We start from the raw sequence: 17,939 nt of genomic DNA, 5'->3' as shown, positions 1-17,939 counted from the left end.
CTACTATAGATTGATTGAGGATAGATTATGGGGAAACGTATTTTATTTGTCTCGCCTACCGGAACCTTAGACAACGGTGCGGAAAGAGCCATCACGAATTTCATGGTATATCTGTCACAGCTGGGACACTCTGTTTTCAATGTTTACCCTGAAAATGGCCATCCGACACATGAAGCATATGTAGATAAACTGCAGTCGGCCGGTATAGCAACTTTTCCGCTGGCCACAGTAAAATGGTGGTGGGAGGAAGCTCCGGGAGAGCATCTCTTATCCAAGGAAGAGAGAATTCTCTTTTATCAAAAAAATATCCAGGATATCAGAAACATCATTTTGGAACATCACATTGACTTAGTGATTTCAAATACAGTCAATGTTTTTCAGGGGGCAGTAGCTGCTGCCTGTGAAACAGTGCCGCATTTCTGGCTTATTCACGAACTCCCAGAAGGAGAGTTTTCTTACTATGCTGAAAAATTAGATTTTCTATTTGAAAATTCGGAAGAAGTTTTTGCAGTTCAGGGGAGTCTGACCGATAGATTAAAGGACTTAAGCGCTCAGAATTCCAAGCTCAAATCGTTTATTCCTTTCACTGAGCTTTGCCAGGAACCGCTGAAAGAAGCGGGCCCAAGAAGGATTATTTCGATAGGGCTGATAAATGACAATAAGAATCAGCTTGAACTGCTGCAGGCTTATCATAAATTGGGCAGATTTGACCTGCCTTTGATTTTTATCGGCGACTGGGATGAGCAGACCAAGCAAGAGTGTGACCGTTTTATTGCTGAAAATTCACTGACCAATGTCAGCTTTTGGGGTTATAAGGCCTTTCCTTGGCGGGATATGAGCGAGTCGGACATTTGTGTCTTTACGTCAAAATCCGAATCTTTTTCACTGGTCTTTATTGAAGCTATTCTGAAGGGACTGCCAACCATTGTTTCAGACAATCTGGGCTATTCAACTGTTCAATCAATCTTTAAAGCCGGCCTCAGCTATCCGCTTGGGAATGCAGCCGCTCTTGCTGAGAAGATTTCAGATGTATTGGAGCACTTTGATGTCTACAAACAGCAAGCTCTTGAGTCCAGCCAGCGAGCCAAAGAATTATACAGAATTGACAATAGTTATGCGGAACTGCTGAACAGCATAGAGTCCGTTTCAGCTGCTCCTAAAAAACCTCTCAAAGCGCTGGAGCTGCTTTTGGGAAACGGCCTTCCAAATCATTCTATTTTTGAAGTGAAGAAGGAATTTATAACTGTTTTTTATGCCAAATCCGGTGAAGATTTTTCCGCAGACTGCAGCCACCGCTTCCCAATGCAGTATGCTGACGAAATTTATTTTCAAATCCCGGCTGACACTGCCCGGCTGCGAATTGACCTTTCGGAGGTGCCCAGCTATTATACAAATGTCAGCTTAAGACAGTACCCGGACCATCAGGAGCTTGAGATGGAGTATACGAATGGCTTGCTTGTTTCTGACAATTTGCTGTTCGGCCAAAATGATCCGCAGGTTCACTACAATTTAGAAGGTGTTGGACAGACAGAGTTTGTTTTCACTTATGAATTAAAGGATGTATTTGAGCCGCTGAAAGAAGGCTCGCTTCTGACCGAACTGTCAGACTCTGTGCGTGAAAAATACGAGCTAGAAGCCAAAATCGAACAGCTGGAAAATCAATATCAAGATTTATCTCAGGACTATCATGCTGTGATTGGCAGTCGCCGCTGGCAAGTTACCACAAAAATTATTAATTTCTTTAGGAGAAGAAAATGAAAAGATTATTGCTTTATGTTCATTTTAATAAATATGATCATATCAGCCGTCATGTGCACTATCAGCTCGAACATATGAGACCCTTATTTGGGAAACTGATTTTTATCTCAAACAGTAAGCTGAGCATGTCTGAAGTGGACAAACTCCGCGAAAAAGGGCTGATTGATGACTTTATCCAGCGGGAGAATACAGGCTACGATTTTGGAGCCTGGCATGACGGTATGGCTTTGGTCGGCTTTGATGAACTGAAAACCTATGATTCAGTAACCGTCATGAATGACACCTGTTTTGGACCCCTTTGGGAGATGGAGCCAGTCTATCAGCAGTATGAAGCTGATCCGGCAGTGGATTTCTGGGGAATGACCAATCACCAAGAGGTCAAACAGAGGGATTTATTTATCAATGAACACCTCCAATCTTATTTCATTTCCTTTAAAAAGAGATTAGTCCAGTCCGAAGTTTTTCAACATTTTTGGCAGTCTGTTGAGAATCATACAGATGTTCAGAAGGTCATTGATAACTATGAAACGCAGTACACAAAGCTCTTTGTAGATGCAGGCTTTCACTATCAGGCCATTCTGAATACTGTGCCGCTCAAAGATGATTTCTTCCATAGCAATTTTACCATCCATTACCCGCATGTGCTTCTGGAGTATAAGGTTCCCTTTATCAAAATCAAAACCTTTGATTTGAGTCAGCATTTATCACCCTACCTGCTGCAAGAAATCGAAAAGGTATCCGATTATCCAGTTGAATTCATTTTATCCCATATGTCAGATGTCAGTCAGCCGACTCCGCCCTATCTGATTGACCGGAAGGTTCTGAAAGACAAGGGACAGACCTATTCAAATCAAAAGAAGGTGGCCGTGCATCTTCATACCTTCTATGTCGATTTGCTGGAAGAATTCTTGGACGGTTTTAAACATTTTCACTTTGATTATGATTTGTTTTTAACGACTGATTCGGAAAAGAAAAAAGAGGAAATAGAAGCTATTTTGGCAAAGCGGCAGCAAGAGGGGAAGGTCTATCTTACTGGAAACCGCGGGCGTGATATTATCCCCATGCTGAAATTAAAAGAAGAACTGTCCCATTATGATTATATCGGCCATTTCCATACTAAAAAATCCCCTGAGTATCCTTATTGGGTAGGAGATTCTTGGAGAAATGAGCTGTTCGCCATGCTGTTAGAGCCAGCAGACTCTCTTATGGCCAGTCTGGAAAATGATGAGCGTCTAGGTCTGATTATTTCAGATATTCCGACTTTTTTCCGCTATACAAAAATTGTAGATCCTTGGAACGAAAATAAATTTGCAGATGATATGAATGTTCTTTGGCAAAGGATGAAGATTAGCCGTGCTATTGATTTTAATAGCCTCAACACCTTTATCATGAGTTACGGTACTTTTATCTGGTTCAAATATGAAGCCTTAAAGCCCCTGTTTGACTTGGACCTTCAGGACAGCGATATTCCGGAAGAGCCGCTGCCGCAGCATACGATTCTGCATTCGATTGAGCGGATCTTGGTCTATCTGGCATGGTCGCAGCGTTATGACTACGCCATTTCAAAAAATGATATTTATATTACCCCATTTGTTGATAACAATGTTTTAAATATCCGCCCCGATACGATGCCGAATACCTATGTGAATTTTGATCATATCGGAGGCATTAAGGGTGCCGCTAAATATATCTTCCGCGGCCCTGCAAGCGCGATGAAGTATATTATTAAAAGAATGATTAGAAAGATTAGGAATTAATTAAAATGGCTGGGAAAAGAAAGCGCAGACCAAATCTTAGAGAATACTATGCCAAATATAGGGGCTATCAATTTACAGCGCTCAAATATTTATTTTCTATTATCATTAGCTTTCTGGCACTAAAGACTACAGGAAATTGGTTTTATGTTATTCTCCCTTTATTGGAATTAACAGTTATTTTTATTCTTTCAAACTATCTTATCAAGAAACATCAAATAATCGGAAGATTTGTTAACAATCTGCTTATTTTGTTCTATAACATTGAAATGTTAGTTCTTTTTTTCGGCAACAGTTTTGTGACCCTCATTATGGTCAGCAACCTTAGTTCATGGGAAGCCCTGAAAGGAAGAATTGTTGTTTTTGGAATAGGGATTGCTTTGTTATTGACCTTTAGCTTTCTTCCGATTAGCTATGTGGAGTTACAGTCCAAAGTAACTTATTTTCTCTATAAACATAATATCGTGGCAGTTTCAATTTTGTCTGCCGCTCTTATCACCGAATTCGTCTTGGGCGGGATGTTTGGTTTCAAGCATTCTCCGGCAGTTGCTGTTTTTGACTTAGCAAAAGCAGAATACGACTACATACAGCTTGTCCAAAAAGCGGAAAAAGAGTCAGCAGAAAATAAGAAGCTATTTTATAAAAAGGAAATTGGGAATTTTGTTGAAAAACCGCAAAATTTACCAGAAAAGCCCAATGTTATCCTTATCTTTACCGAGGGGATGTCACAGCATATCATTGATGACGAGCGTAATGTAACGCCGCATATCCGCAGTGCTCAGTCCAAGTCCTTAAATTTTTCTAACTATTATAATCATACTTTCGCAACTTATCGAGGTTTGATTGGACAGTTGTTCTCAGGCTATCAGCTAAATAATTCCGATCAGAATCATTTGGTTTCTCTGCAGAGTATATTAAAATCAGACGGCTATCGGACTTCATTTATCAATACAGAACCCAATAATGGAGAATTTACAGACTACTTAAATCACTTAGGCTTTGATGCTGTTATAAACCCTAAAGTTTCTGAAGGAGAAGAAAATACTTATGATAAAGATGCGTATATAGAGCTGGATAAGCTGATGTCCAAGCAATCTGACAGCCAGCCTTTCTTTATCTCTATGTATACTTTCGGAACCCATATCGGTATGAATTCTTATGATAAAAAATTCGGTAATGGAAAAGATCGCTTACTGAACCGCTTCTATGATTTAGATGTTCAGTTTGGGAAATTTATAGAAAAATTTAATAACAGTCCCTATGCAGAAAATACTATTTTAATCTTTACAACAGATCACGCAACCTATGTTGATGACGAGTACAGCAAGTCTTTTCCAGACCAGTCCCGAGGGATGGGGAATCTTGACAAAGTTCCATTCTTTATTTATTATAAAGGAGTCCAGCCTCAGACAATCGATGTTCAAGGCCGAAATTCTGTCAACCTTGCTCCAACTGTATTGGATTATTTAGATATTTCCAAAGAAAACTACTTCTTGGGTGATTCATTGTTTGCTGATAGTGAGAAAAAGAATCCTTTCAGCACCTTATTTGTCTCAGAGCTGACATATGCAAATACAGCTGATGGAGAAATTCATTATTTTTCAGAAGACGATGAAGAATCAATTGAGACCCAGATCGTCAATTACTATTCTTCAGCCAGATGGTAACACCACAAGGCACATATTTTTAGCGAAAAGGATATAAAAATGAAAGAAAAAATTGCCGTATTGCTTCCGGCATACAATGAAGAAATAACCATTCAGAAGGTTATTAAGGATTTTCAAACAGTCCTGCCTCAAGCAGATATTTACGTTTATGATAATAACTCGAAAGACCAAACCAATGCCTTGGCCAGAGAAGCAGGAGCGATCGTCAAATTTGAACCTAGACAGGGCAAGGGGAATGTCGTCCGTTCCATGTTTAGGGAAATTGATGCGGATTACTATATTATGGCAGATGCGGATGACACCTACCCAGCAGCAGAAGTAGAGAAGCTTCTGGAGCCCTTGCGTTCCGGCATGGCTGATATGACAATCGGAGACCGGCTTTCAAACGGAACGTACTCTCAGGAAAATAAGCGCGGGTTTCATGACTTTGGCAACAATCTGGTAAGATATCTGATTAATTCTCTTTACAAGGGGAATTACAATGACATTATGACTGGCTATCGGGGCTTCAACCGTTTGTTTGTTAAAACTTTTCCGGTTCTCTCTCCCGGTTTTGAAATCGAGACAGAACTGTCCATTCATGCTATGGACAAACGTTTCAAGCTGGTAGAAGTCCCCATTACTTATAAGGACCGTCCGGAAGGCAGCGAGTCTAAACTCAGTACTTTTTCTGATGGTTTTAAGGTTCTGAAAATGATTTTCAGTCTGTTTAAAGACTACAAGCCGTTGATTTTCTTTTCTGTTTTGGCTGCTGTTTTGTTCTTCATCGGACTCATTATAGGGCTTCCGGTTATTGCTGAATATGCCAATACAGGCTTAATCGATAAACTGCCTTCAGCAGTTCTGGCTACAGGATTTATGATTTTAGCCGGTTTGTTCTTTATTGCTGGTATTATTTTAGACACAGTCGTCAGACAAAATCGCATGCAGTATGAGCTTGAGGTCTACCATTACTATGATTGATACTTTTAACAAGGTCGTAAAATATAGATATGCCATAGCCTTAGCAGCTTTCATTTTAGGGCTGGCCTTAAATCTGAATGGCAGTTCTATCGCAAGCTGGAATAAAATGGGTGTGTCCGAACTCCAAAACGGTGTTCAGTCTCATTCACGGTCTGAAGGAGATGATAGCCCATGGTTATCACCTTTTTCAAATACAGATGGTGTAATCTTTGGTATCCCCAGAATGATCAGAAGTGATGAATGGATGGTCCAAACCCCCTTTTTCATCTCCCAGGTCGCATCGGGCAATAAATTGATCAACGAAAATTATGGCTTGTCAGGACAGAATATGATTGTAGCCTATCATTCGCCGGTCAGCCATATCTCTATTATCGGTAAGCCTTTTAACTGGGGAGCTCTCTTTCTCAGTCCTTCTCGTGCTCTGTCTTGGTACTGGTGCTTCAAGATTATCACCTTTATTCTGTTAGCTTTTGAATTTACCATGATTCTGACCAAGGGCAATAAAGCACTGTCTTCTGTAGCAGCTTTCTTTATCACCTATATTCCTGCCATTCAGTGGTGGTTTATGCAGCATTTAGGAGACGTGGTATGGTTTACTCTCTTGGCCTTGGTAGCTATTTATCATTATTTCAACAGTAAAAAGACAAGTTCTAAAATCGGTTTTGCGGCTCTCTTGTCCAGCAGCTTGATTGGTTTTGTTTTGGTGATTTATCCGGCTTTTCAGGTTATCTTCGCCTATATTATCCTCATGTATTTTCTGATTCATTTTTTCAGAGCTCTGCGCAAGAAGGAGCTGAAGAAAGAGGATTGGATAATCATGGCAGTAACCCTGTGTGTTACTGGCTTAGTTGTTGGAATCAGTCTCTATCAAAGCTTAGACGCTGTTCTGGCTTCCTTGGAAACAGTGTATCCGGGCAGCCGGGTTTCGACGGGCGGAGGCACACCGATTGCGGTTATAGCCAGTCTTTTTCTGAATATTTTTCTTCCGTATAAGCTTCCTTCGATACTCAATCAAGTGGAACTGGCATCATCGCTGAACTTTCTGCCATTTCTGCTCCTGACCTTGCCTTTTATTTTGGATAAAAAGCACTTAAAAGAAAACCTATTTGGTCTGTTTCTCTCTTTATACAGTGTATTTCTCCTCTTTTACGTCTTTGTCGGTGTACCCGAATGGCTGGCTAAGCTGACACTGTTCAGCTTTGTGACTTCCGGTAGAGCTTGGCAGGCTTTAGCTGTTATTTCGGTTTTTGTTAGTTTCTGGTTTATCAATTATGTCTGGCATTTAGATCGCCGAAAGATAATGAAAGTTGTTTTGCCTCTCAGTCTTCTATCTTTCTTTTTCTGTGTTTATCTTATCGTCTCTAATCAGATGTACCGGGATTATATCTCCAGAGGGATGACGCTCCTAGCTGCCAGTTTTGTTCTTCTGTCTTTTCTGTTAGGAGTTTTCAAATACAAAAGATTATTTGCTCTGTCAATGCTGGCAATCTGCCTGTTGGCAGGTTTTACGGTCAATCCTATTGTCAGCGGAATCGGGGTTGTAGAAGATAAAAAACTCAGTTATGCGATTAAGGATATCGTTCAAAAGGAGCCGCAGGCTGTGTGGATGACGGATAATAATATGCTTTATAATTATCCGCAGATGTTTGGGGCAAAAATGATCAATGGTGTTCGTTTCTATCCAGATAGAGAGGAAATGAAGAAAATAGATACGAAAGGTCAGTATGAGAATGAATGGAACCGTTACGCCCACATAAAACCTCTCTTAACAGAAGGTGCAGTAACGATGTCTAATAGCAGCCCAGATGTTCTTGATATGCAGATCAATACGGAGACTATCAGAAAACTGAAGGTCAGCTATCTGATTTCAAGCAGAGATTTAAGTGCTGAGTTTGGCGACGAGTTTAGAATGGTATACGGCCCCGACAAAGACGGAAATCGGATTTATCATTTCACGTCAAAATAATCAGCTGATTTCTATAATTTAGGAGATTGATAGAAAGTGAAAAAGATTGAAAAACTATTAGGGATTAAGGACCAAATGTATGCGCGTCATATTTGTATGGCGCTTTGCATCAGCTTCATTGTTTCCTTGGGCTCTGTCTTTTACAGGAATCCTGGTTCTTGGATGGACGAACCTTTTCATTATTACAGGGCGATTCAGATTAGCAATGGCGATATCTATAAAAATGATAATGGCAACATGGCCTTATTTGGAGGTCAGGTGTCAGAGACCCAGCTAGCCTTTATGAATCATTTTGTCGAGAAAGGGACAAAAGATACTTTTGGTTTTTATTTCTTATCAGAAATTGGCGGACTCAGCTACTCAGAAACAACCAGATTTCAAGCGGCGACAAATGCTGTCCCCTATCATCCGCTGGTTTATTTCCCGTATGTTCTGGTCGCTGTATTAAACAAGGCGCTGCACCTATCCCCGGCTGTAGAGTTTATTCTGATGCGGCTGTCAGGTTTGATTTTTGCGTTCAGCTTTCTCATACTAGCCATTCGGATGATGCCTTTCAGTAAGTGGACCGTTGCAGTACTGGCGCTTCATCCGACCCTGTTGCTGACAAACAGCGCTATCTCAGCAGACCTGTTTACCAATGCTGCTGTCATTCTTTTTATAGCCTGTTTGACAAAGGTTACTTACAGGATTGCGAAGTTACGGAATATAACTAAGCTGGATGCGATGCAGCTGGCCCTTTCTATCCTTTTCGTTTCCTTAGCCAAAGTACCGGCATTTTTGATTTTGCTGTCTGTGCTGCCAGTCCTTTACTTTGCTTACAAAGAGAAGTTATTCGTCAGAAAGATAGCCGTTTTTTTGCTGTTTGCTTTGACTTTTTCTTTGCTTTGTTCCGCCTTGTTGATTCTGTTGATAAAAGATGTGAATACCGGAGCCTATTTCGGCAGGGATGTTGATACCTTTAAGCAGCTGGCCTATATTTTCTCTGACATTCCAAAGTTTCTGTCAATGTATTTTCGGGAGATATTTTCCTATGATTATACAGTTATTCAGCTAGGCTATGCCAGAGAAACCTTTTATCAGAAACCGCCAGCTATTGTTTCCATGCTTTATTATTTTGCTTATGCTGTCAGCTGGCTTTATCAGGAAAGAAATTATGAATCTGTCAAGGTATCAATTGAGAAATTTAAGATCATCCAATTTGGGAAAGTGGCGTCTTTCTTAGCAATTCTTTTTGCTACTTTTCTTATCTTGTACTTACAATACTCACTTGTCGGTTCCAATATCATTGATGGAGTGCAGCAGCGATACTTCACTGCTTACAGCCTCTTGCTGCTGACCTTCATTCCCCATATCCGAAGGTTAAAGATGCAGGTTATAAACTGGCTGGTTGCTCTGGCCTATTTCCCGCTCGCCGTTTACCTCCTATACGTCTTTTTCCAGCTCTTTTGAAAATTTTTCAATAAAAAATAGAATAGGCAAGGCTACCTGTTCTATTTTTTGGTATTTTATGCTAAACTAGTAATATGGGGGTGTGAGCATGATCAAGATTTTTGGCAAGGTTCGCTATCACTGGCAGCCAGACTTATCTTTGTTAATTATTTATTGGTCTTTATCGGTCATTCCGATTTTTGTAGGGCTGGCCCTGATGTACGAAAGTTCGAGAGTTCCGACTCTTGTTTTGTTCTCCTTCTTTTTGTTTATGGTTTTGCTGGGCATCGGAGTCCATCGTTATTTCACCATTTACGAAGATGGCACTCTGCGGATTATTACGGCCAATCCTTTTACGCCGATTAAGGTGGCGATTTCCACGATTGATAAGGTAGCAGTGACCAAGACCTCCATCACCCTCTATACAGATGGCAAGGACAAGGGACGGACTTTCTGCATGCGCAAATGGCCCAAGAAATATTTTGTCAATGCCTTGGCGCTGAATGAGCACTTCCAAGGGGAAGTAGAGTTGCTGGACAACTTTATCCATATTGACTATTTTGAAACCTACTACGGCAATCAGTCCAAGTGAGCCTGGTCTTTTAAAAGCGCTCGGGTAGGGCAGTTTTTGATGGCCTCAAGAATGCCGGGGTCGGATGTGACTTCTTTTTCCAGGCAGTCATCATCTTGGTAAAATTTGACAATGCCATTATCGTGGTAATCAAAGAGGTCAGAATAGGTTTGGCAGAGCCCGCAGGCAATACAGCGTTCGGGAATGAGTGTTACTTTCATACTCATATTGTAATAAGATTTTAAGAAAAACTCAAGGAGGAAGTCATGGAAAAAGAACCATGGGAAGAAGATGTTTATGATGATGGAGCGGAAAAATTGAAAAGAACAAAAAAGTTTAGTGCCATAAATGCAGATCGTCTGCTGACCGTACTGACCATTATCTTTTGTGTGCTGGTCGTGGCTGTCATCTGCTTTTTGACCTATCTGTCAACAGGCGGCAGCAATAAAAATGCACAAATGGAAGGCTTTTACGGTACGTCAGCAGCTTCGTCTGCCAGCAGTGAAGCGGCCTCTTCCAGCCAGACAGCAGAGCAGACTGACGATACGACAGCCTCTTCTGAAGGAACCATCACGGTTCAGGCCGGTGAAGGAGAAGCCGCGATTGCAGCGCGTGCGGGTATTTCCATCGCCAAGCTGGAGCAGTTAAATCCATCTCATATGTCAACTGGTTCTTGGTATGCCAATCCCGGCGATGTTGTCAAGATTGAGTAGGAGCGGGGCATGAAACAGATTCAGATTGCGATTGACGGACCGGCATCCAGCGGAAAATCGACCGTGGCCAAGATCATCGCTAAAGATTTTGGCTATACCTATTTGGATACCGGTGCTATGTATCGGGCGGCTGCTTATCTGGCCTTGCGCCATCATCTGACAGAGGCTGATGCAGCTGAAATTGCGGAGCTGCTGGACGCCTATTCGGTCAGTTTTGGCCGGGCAGAAGACGGGGAGCAGCTGGTCTTTGTCGGTGATGTGGATGTGACCCATCCCATCCGGGAAAATGAAGTCACCAACAATGTCTCCTGGGTATCTGCCATTCCGGCGGTTCGTGAAAAACTCGTTGCCCTGCAGCAGCAGATTGCGCGTGAGGGCGGCATTGTCATGGACGGCCGCGATATTGGCACGGTTGTGCTGCCTGAGGCTGAGCTCAAGATTTTTCTGGTGGCTTCAGTCGATGAAAGGGCTGAGCGCCGTTATAAGGAAAATCTGGCCAAGGGCATTCCGGCTGATTTGGAGACCCTGAAAAAGGAGATTGCTGAGCGAGATTACAAGGACAGCCACCGGGCTGTTTCGCCGCTGAGACCGGCAGCAGATGCTCTGCATTTTGACACGACCGGCGTCGGCATTGCTCAGGTTGTTGCCTTTATTGAAGAAAAAGCGAAAAAAATCATTGACAATAAAACAGAAACCTGATATGATAGTAGAGTTGAGAAAAGCAGAAGTGAGAACTTCTCGCCTTGCGACTGACGTTGTCTGGCTCTACAGGATTCAAGTTTCAGTGATGAACGATTATCATGTAGTGCGGATTTGCGTTAGCAGGTCCGCACTTGTTTTTCTCGAATGCCCATTGGGATTCAGCTTGAGGCTGGATTTTCATGGGCAGAAAAAAATAAAAAAGAGGTGAAAACCATAGCAAAACAAGACTTATTCATCAATGATGAAATTCGTGTGCGTGAAGTTCGCTTGATCGGTCTTGACGGCGAACAATTAGGGATTAAACCGCTTAGTGAAGCGCAGGCTCTGGCTGACGAAGCGAATGTTGATTTAGTCCTGATTCAGCCACAAGCTAAACCACCTGTTGCGAAGATTATGGACTATGGCAAGTTCAAATTTGAGTATCAGAAAAAACAAAAAGAGCAGCGCAAGAAACAAAGCGTTGTCACTGTGAAAGAAGTGCGTCTGAGCCCAACCATTGACAAGGGAGACTTTGAGACCAAACTTCGTAACGCACGCAAGTTCCTTGAAAAAGGAAATAAGGTGAAGGTATCCATTCGCTTCAAGGGGCGGATGATTACCCACAAGGAAATCGGGGCTAAGGTTTTAGCAGACTTTGCTCAGGCGACTCAGGATGTTGCTGTTATTGAGCAAAAGCCTAAGATGGATGGACGTCAGATGTTCATGCAAATGGCGCCGATTCCGGACAAAAAATAGACTGTCGAAAAGATAGAAAAAAGGAGAAAAAGATTATGCCAAAACAAAAAACACACCGCGCATCAGCAAAACGTTTCAAACGTACAGGTTCTGGTGGATTGAAGCGTTTCCGTGCTTACACTTCTCACCGTTTCCACGGAAAAACAAAGAAACAGCGCCGTCATCTTCGCAAAGCAGCTTTGGTGTCTGCAGGAGATTTCAAGCGTATCAAGGCAATGCTTACCGGTCTGAAATAAGAGATTGGGTATCGATTTATTCTAGGAAATATTGGAGGAAATATATAAATGGCACGTGTTAAAGGTGGCGTTGTATCACGCAAACGTCGTAAACGTATTTTGAAATTAGCTAAAGGTTACTATGGAGCAAAACACATCCTGTTCCGTACTGCAAAAGAGCAAGTAATGAACTCTTACTACTATGCATACCGTGACCGCCGTCAAAAGAAACGCGATTTCCGTAAATTGTGGATCACGCGTATCAATGCAGCAGCTCGTCTCAACGGCCTGTCATACTCACAGCTCATGCATGGTCTGAAATTGGCTGAAATCGAAGTCAACCGGAAGATGCTGGCTGACTTGGCTGTCAATGATGCAGCAGCTTTCACAGCGCTTGCAGATGCAGCGAAAGCAAAACTTGGCAAATAAGCAAGATAAGAACTGGGGATTTCCTCGGTTCTTTTTTGCTTTGCTGGAAGCTGCGAGCCGGCTGCTCAAGGCCAAGAGGAAGTTTCCGAACAAGTCTGCGATAAGGCTAGAGAAAACAGACTATTTAGGGTATAATAGAGAAAATATGCAGATTGGAGCAACTATGTCAACAAATCGTTTAGCTTGGGATGAGTATTTTGCGGCGCAGGCCCTTTTGATTGCCAATCGGTCGACCTGTAAGCGGGCCAAAGTCGGAGCGGTTTTGGTCAAGGATAATAAGGTCATTTCGACCGGTTACAATGGATCGGTGTCTGGGACGGAGCACTGTATTGACCACGACTGTCTGGTCATTGACGGCCACTGTGTCCGGACTCTGCATGCGGAGGTCAATGCCATCCTGCAGGGGGCTGAGCGGGGTGTTCCCAAGGGTTTTACGGCTTATGTGACCCATTTCCCCTGTCTCAACTGTACCAAGCAGCTGCTGCAGGTCGGCTGCAAGCGGGTGGTCTATATCAACCAGTACCGGATTGACGACTATGCCCAGTATCTCTATAGGGAGAAGGAAGTAGAGCTCGTCCATCTGCCGCTGGACGATGTTAAGAAGGCCATTGCCCAGACGGATTTGGTTTAGGCGGATGGCTTTGAATGGGTGAGGAGGCAGCGAATGGATGAGCCGTTGAAAGCGGCTTGGCAGGCGTTTTTTGAGGGGAATCTGGATCTGGCGGCGAAGCTGGAAGGCGAACTGACAGGAGAGAGCTTCAGCAGCCTCCATCTGCGGGCCTATCTGGCGGTGGAAGCAAAGGATTTCAGCCGAGCTGCGAAGACCTTGCAGACCTATCTGGCCAGGGCTCAGGCCCAATCAGATAAGGAAAATGAACACGTGGCCTACCATCAGCTGGGCTATGTCGCTAGATCAGCTGGAGATTTTTTGCAGGCCTTGGAGTGGATTGAAAAGGAAGCTGCCTTTTTGGCCCGTCATTTCCCTGAAGACCATTATCGCCAGTCAGTCAATCTCTATGAGCAGGGCTATATCAAGCTTAAGTTGGGGCAGACAAATCAGGCAGAAAAGCTGTTGCAGCAGGCTTTGACCTATGCTTTAGAAACGGATGAGCTCATCAATCAAGCCTGTGCTTATCGGGGCTTGGGCGAAATGAATCAGGCCATTGGGAAGGGCCAAGCAGCAAGATGTAACTTTGCTGCTGCTATCAGACTGTTTAAACAGGCTGGTGACACGATAGGTCAGGCAGAGTCAGAAAAGCTGTTAGCAAGCTGTGTTTAGTTTAAAGCTGAAAATGGAGGAGGCTTTGTTAATTATTTTTCTTGATTCCATTTTCTCCTGTTTTTAAAAGTGGTATAATAAAACAGAAAAACATCAAGGAGGCGAGCAATGTTACGAATTCAAAATTTGCAAAAAAGCTTTGGTTCCAAGCAGGTTTTATTTGCTGTAGACTTTGAAGCAAAGTCGGGACAGATTTTAGGCTTGATTGGGAAGAACGGAGCTGGGAAAACGACCATCTTTCACAGTATTTTGCGTTTTCTTGACTATACTGGGACCATTACCTTTGATGGTCAGGAGATTGTTCAGGAGACCTATCGTCGGATAGGCTATCTGCCGGAAGAGCGCAGTCTCATGCCCAAGCTCACTGTTTATGAGCAGGTCCGCTATTTGGCGAACCTGAAAGGTGTTTCCAGTGCAGCCGTAAAGGAAAAGCTTCCTGTCTGGATGGAGCGCCTTCAGGTCAAGGGGAAGCTGACAGATAAGATCAAAAGCCTGTCAAAAGGGAATCAGCAAAAAATCCAGCTGATTATCACCCTCTTGCATGAGCCCGACCTGATTATTCTGGATGAGCCTTTCAGCGGCTTAGATCCTGTCAATACCGAACTTTTGAAGCAGGTCATTTTTGAGGAGAAAGAGCGCGGCGCGACCATTATCTTTTCGGATCATGTCATGACCAATGTAGAGGAGCTGTGCGATACGGTGGTGATGATTCGGGATGGAGAAGTGGTTGTCAACGGACCTGTTCAGGAAGTCCGCAACCAGTACGGAAGGACCCGTTTATTTATTTCCAGCGGCCTTTCCCAGGCTGAGCTGGAAGCCCTGCCGCATGTGACCAAGGTCAGTTTCACCAAGAGGGGAATCTGGCGCTTGGTATTGGATGACGAGGCGGCTGGTGCTGAGCTGTTTGATTTGCTTACCAAGGGACAGTACATTGCAACTTTTGATCAGCAGGCACCAACCATTGATGAAATCTTTAGACTAGAATCAGGGGTGGAAGTATGAAGCAAATATGGATTGTCACAAAAGAAACTTACCTGCGCCATGTCAAATCATGGTCCTTTGTGGTCATGGTGCTGGCTCCCTTTCTGATGCTGGGGCTAAGCATTGGACTGGGCTATATACAGGGAGCAACTGCAGGCAGGCAAGCAGATAAGATTGCTCTGGTATCCAGTGAAGCAAGTCTTTTAGATGGCTTTGCGATGGAGGAGAATTTTACCCAAACCTATAAGGATGAAGCAGCTGCTAAAAAAGCGATAAAAGAGGAGAAAATCCTTGGCTATGTGGCCATTGAGTCGGAAAATGGGCAGATCAAGGCTGTTTATCATGGTGAAGGCGACATGAAGCAGGAAGATAAACTTGCTCTGCTCCAAACCCTTCAACAGCTACAGACGACTATCAATGTCAGTCAAGCCAAGCTGTCAAGTGAACAGCAGGCAGCTCTCAATCGTGAACCCCAGTTTTCTGAAAAGATCAATGAAGCAAAAGAGCAGAAGAAATCGCTTCAAAAGATTGGCTTTTTCATTATTTCCATGCTGATTTATATGATTTTATTGACTTATTCGGCCAGCACTGCCCAAGATATCGCCAATGAAAAGGGAACGAAGATTATGGAAGTCATTTTCTCCAGCATTAAAGCTTCCCAATATTTCTACGGCCGTTTGCTGGGGATTCTGGGAGTCATCGTGACACATTTTTCTATCTATATACTGGGCGGTTTCGCTTTGGTTGCCCTTGGGTCAAATATCGACTTGATCAGAAAATTTTTAGATGAGAATCCAGAAACTATCAGCCAGCTGGGCACGATTTTCTCTCCGGCGACCATTGCTTTTGCGGTGCTCGGGGTCTGTGCCTATGTTATTTTATCCGCTTTCTGCGGCTCGCTGGTGGTTCGGATAGAAGATGCCCAAAAAGCAACGCAGCCTATTATCTTCCTTGTGATGCTGGGCTTGTTTGGCTCCATGTCCTTGGGGCAGACCGACACGGTGATTTTGAAGGTTGGCTCCTATCTGCCCTTCCTGTCAACCTTCTTTATGCCCCAGCGTCTGATTAATGGCTATGCCAGTAATATCGAAGCACTTATTTCATTCGCAGTATTACTGGCATTTACGCTCGCTATGGCTTGGTATATCGGCCGTATCTATGCAGGATTGATTCTGCAAACGGATGATATCGGCTTCATAAAAAGCTTCAAGAAGGCGCTGACTCATAAGTAATAGCTTTTATCAATGACCTTTATAATGTCAGCTTCAAAGACGGCATAGACAAAGCCTATCCCTGCTGCCAGCTGATGCTGTTTCACAAAAAAGCCCATTTGGTCTACACTGCAAGTAAAGAAAAAAGCAGAGAAAACCAAATGGGTATTTCTTTTATACAGCCAAACGCCGCTATCTTCAACTCAGTATGCTGCAGCTTGATCAAGTCCGCTCTGACATCTATCAACGAATCACTCCTGATGAGCTGGTCCACGTAAGAAGGTGCAAGAGTGTGTTGTCGGATGAAGAAATCATGAATAAAACATTCCAAGGAGATACTATGAAAAAACGAACGAAAGCAGTCATTGCTATAGTCTTATCCATCCTAGCGCTCGCAAGTCTAGGAGGATATATCATGAGTCAGAAAAGAAACCATCAGGAAAAGACAATCACGTCATCGTCAAAAAGAGATGACAAGGAAGCTATCAAGCAAAAACAGCTCGCTTATCTCAAAGAACATGAGCAGGAAATCATCGATTTTGTAAAAGCCCAAAGTCCAAAGGTTGAATCAGTTCAGATTGATTGGGATCAGACGCAATGGAGTGATGGTGGACTTACAACTCCTGAATATTATATGAATGTTTATGGACGTATTAATCATATTGAAGAATCGGGTTGGGGAGTAGATATCCCAATTAATGATGATGAATCAATGGATATGGGAGGAATGTTTATGCTCCACGAACCTACGATAAGGGGTGAACCAATTGGCTAATTGGAATTATAATCTTGATAATGACAATCAGTTAGAGGATAAAAAATAGGCTGCAATGGCCTACTATGTGTTGTTAGACGAAAAATCAATTGTACCATAATAAAACATTCCAAGGAGATACTATGAAAAAACGAACGAAAGCAGCCATTGCTATAGTCTTACCCATCCTAGCGTTCGCAAGTCTAGGAGGATATATCATAAGTCAAAAAAGAAATCATGAGGAGAAGACAATCATATCTACATCAAAAAAAGGCAACAAAGAAGCCATCAGGCAACAACAGCTTGCTTATCTCAAAGAACATGAGCAGGAAATCATCGATTTTGTAAAAGCACAAAGTCCAAAAATTGAATCAGTTCAGATTGATTGGGATCAGACGCAATGGAGTGATGGCGGTCTTACAAATCCAGAGTATTATATTAATGTTTTTGGGCGTATAAATAATATTGAAGAATCAGGGTGGGGAGTGGATATCCCAATTAATGATGATGAAAGTGTAGATCTTGAAGAAATGATTATGGGTGATTACATAAGTATCGTAGGTGAACCGATTGCCTAATTGGAATTTGAAAAATTTTAATGATATATATGCTTCATTAGCAGAATCAGCCTATAGGGATAGACCTAATCGTTTTCCATAGGAACAATTAGATTTGGAAAGCTGAAAATACTTGATTCAGGCAAATCAATGTGACAGATACAGATTTGTTAGCCATCCAAGAAAACAGCAGTAAAAAGGTTAAAAAGAAAAATTTTAACTTTCTTGGTGTTGTTAGAAGGATAAATTAGTAGCA

19 protein-coding genes and 1 other annotated feature are annotated in these 17,939 nt (G+C 42.6%); of the genes, 18 read left to right on the top strand and 1 reads right to left on the bottom strand.

Annotated features, from left to right (window positions below; genetic code table 11):
* Nucleotides 1-27 precede the first annotated feature (27 nt).
* The 7 genes from DHL47_RS10885 (at nucleotide 28) to DHL47_RS10855 (ending at nucleotide 10,128) form a co-directional block, all read left to right on the top strand.
* Complete coding sequence (locus DHL47_RS10885) at nucleotides 28-1,758, top strand: glycosyltransferase family 4 protein (RefSeq protein WP_209551894.1); 1,731 nt, start codon at nucleotides 28-30, stop codon at nucleotides 1,756-1,758.
* Complete coding sequence (locus DHL47_RS10880; protein ID WP_209551893.1) at nucleotides 1,755-3,515, top strand: rhamnan synthesis F family protein; 1,761 nt, start codon at nucleotides 1,755-1,757, stop codon at nucleotides 3,513-3,515. Before DHL47_RS10885 ends, DHL47_RS10880 begins: the two co-directional genes overlap by 4 nt.
* 5 nt (nucleotides 3,516-3,520) lie before the next feature.
* A complete protein-coding gene (locus tag DHL47_RS10875) occupies nucleotides 3,521-5,179 on the top strand; it encodes an LTA synthase family protein (protein ID WP_209551892.1) in 1,659 nt (552 codons plus the stop codon).
* 39 nt (nucleotides 5,180-5,218) lie between these two features.
* Nucleotides 5,219-6,142 carry a glycosyltransferase family 2 protein gene (locus DHL47_RS10870; RefSeq protein ID WP_128836087.1) on the top strand — a complete coding sequence of 308 codons (924 nt, stop codon included), beginning with the start codon at nucleotides 5,219-5,221 and terminating at the stop codon, nucleotides 6,140-6,142.
* Nucleotides 6,135-8,108: a DUF7657 domain-containing protein gene (locus DHL47_RS10865; RefSeq protein ID WP_209551891.1), complete on the top strand. Its 1,974-nt coding sequence runs from the start codon at nucleotides 6,135-6,137 to the stop codon at nucleotides 8,106-8,108. The genes DHL47_RS10870 and DHL47_RS10865 overlap by 8 nt, the downstream gene beginning before the upstream one ends.
* Before the next feature lie 36 nt (nucleotides 8,109-8,144).
* On the top strand, nucleotides 8,145-9,557 hold the full coding sequence (locus DHL47_RS10860; protein ID WP_209551890.1) for a DUF2142 domain-containing protein: 1,413 nt from the start codon (nucleotides 8,145-8,147) through the stop codon (nucleotides 9,555-9,557).
* Nucleotides 9,558-9,645: 88 nt separating this feature from the next.
* Nucleotides 9,646-10,128, top strand: a complete 483-nt coding sequence (locus DHL47_RS10855; protein WP_128836093.1) for an EbsA family protein — start codon at nucleotides 9,646-9,648, stop codon at nucleotides 10,126-10,128.
* Here DHL47_RS10855 and DHL47_RS10850 read toward each other — a convergent pair.
* Nucleotides 10,116-10,328, bottom strand: coding sequence for a ferredoxin (locus tag DHL47_RS10850; protein WP_338060120.1), 213 nt, complete (start codon nucleotides 10,326-10,328; stop codon nucleotides 10,116-10,118). The genes DHL47_RS10855 and DHL47_RS10850 overlap by 13 nt on opposite strands.
* A 45-nt stretch (nucleotides 10,329-10,373) precedes the next feature.
* Here DHL47_RS10850 and DHL47_RS10845 point away from each other — a divergent pair, with 45 nt between their 5' ends.
* The 11 genes from DHL47_RS10845 (at nucleotide 10,374) to DHL47_RS10795 (ending at nucleotide 17,704) form a co-directional block, all read left to right on the top strand.
* Nucleotides 10,374-10,820: an SAG1386/EF1546 family surface-associated protein gene (locus DHL47_RS10845; RefSeq protein ID WP_128836097.1), complete on the top strand. Its 447-nt coding sequence runs from the start codon at nucleotides 10,374-10,376 to the stop codon at nucleotides 10,818-10,820.
* A gap of 9 nt (nucleotides 10,821-10,829) precedes the next feature.
* Nucleotides 10,830-11,519: a (d)CMP kinase gene (cmk, locus tag DHL47_RS10840; RefSeq protein ID WP_128836099.1), complete on the top strand. Its 690-nt coding sequence runs from the start codon at nucleotides 10,830-10,832 to the stop codon at nucleotides 11,517-11,519.
* 14 nt (nucleotides 11,520-11,533) lie between these two features.
* Nucleotides 11,534-11,665, top strand: a sequence feature (ribosomal protein L20 leader region).
* A gap of 61 nt (nucleotides 11,666-11,726) precedes the next feature.
* The gene (gene infC / locus DHL47_RS10835; RefSeq protein ID WP_164828393.1) at nucleotides 11,727-12,257 is read left to right on the top strand and encodes a translation initiation factor IF-3; all 531 of its coding nucleotides are present in this window, start codon (nucleotides 11,727-11,729) and stop codon (nucleotides 12,255-12,257) included.
* Nucleotides 12,258-12,292: 35 nt separating this feature from the next.
* The gene (gene rpmI / locus DHL47_RS10830) at nucleotides 12,293-12,493 is read left to right on the top strand and encodes a 50S ribosomal protein L35 (protein ID WP_128836103.1); all 201 of its coding nucleotides are present in this window, start codon (nucleotides 12,293-12,295) and stop codon (nucleotides 12,491-12,493) included.
* Between the two features lie 48 nt (nucleotides 12,494-12,541).
* Nucleotides 12,542-12,901 (top strand): 50S ribosomal protein L20, encoded by a 360-nt coding sequence (rplT, locus tag DHL47_RS10825; protein WP_000124830.1) that lies wholly within the window; start codon nucleotides 12,542-12,544, stop codon nucleotides 12,899-12,901.
* Nucleotides 12,902-13,064: 163 nt separating this feature from the next.
* Nucleotides 13,065-13,532 (top strand): deoxycytidylate deaminase, encoded by a 468-nt coding sequence (locus DHL47_RS10820; RefSeq protein WP_128836104.1) that lies wholly within the window; start codon nucleotides 13,065-13,067, stop codon nucleotides 13,530-13,532.
* A 33-nt stretch (nucleotides 13,533-13,565) separates the two neighbouring features.
* The gene (locus tag DHL47_RS10815; RefSeq protein ID WP_209551889.1) at nucleotides 13,566-14,180 is read left to right on the top strand and encodes a tetratricopeptide repeat protein; all 615 of its coding nucleotides are present in this window, start codon (nucleotides 13,566-13,568) and stop codon (nucleotides 14,178-14,180) included.
* Nucleotides 14,181-14,288: 108 nt separating this feature from the next.
* Entirely contained in the window at nucleotides 14,289-15,182 is an 894-nt protein-coding gene (locus tag DHL47_RS10810; protein ID WP_209551888.1) for an ABC transporter ATP-binding protein, read from the top strand.
* Nucleotides 15,179-16,393, top strand: coding sequence for an ABC transporter permease (locus DHL47_RS10805; RefSeq protein WP_209551887.1), 1,215 nt, complete (start codon nucleotides 15,179-15,181; stop codon nucleotides 16,391-16,393). The genes DHL47_RS10810 and DHL47_RS10805 overlap by 4 nt, the downstream gene beginning before the upstream one ends.
* Before the next feature lie 319 nt (nucleotides 16,394-16,712).
* Entirely contained in the window at nucleotides 16,713-17,147 is a 435-nt protein-coding gene (locus DHL47_RS10800) for a hypothetical protein (protein WP_209551886.1), read from the top strand.
* Between the two features lie 122 nt (nucleotides 17,148-17,269).
* On the top strand, nucleotides 17,270-17,704 hold the full coding sequence (locus DHL47_RS10795; protein WP_209551885.1) for a CDK5RAP3 family protein: 435 nt from the start codon (nucleotides 17,270-17,272) through the stop codon (nucleotides 17,702-17,704).
* Nucleotides 17,705-17,939: the final 235 nt, after the last annotated feature.

Origin of the sequence: Streptococcus panodentis, assembly GCF_017884005.1 — a bacterium.
GTDB classification, from domain to species: domain Bacteria; phylum Bacillota; class Bacilli; order Lactobacillales; family Streptococcaceae; genus Streptococcus; species Streptococcus panodentis.
This window is presented reverse-complemented; position numbering and strand designations above follow the sequence as displayed.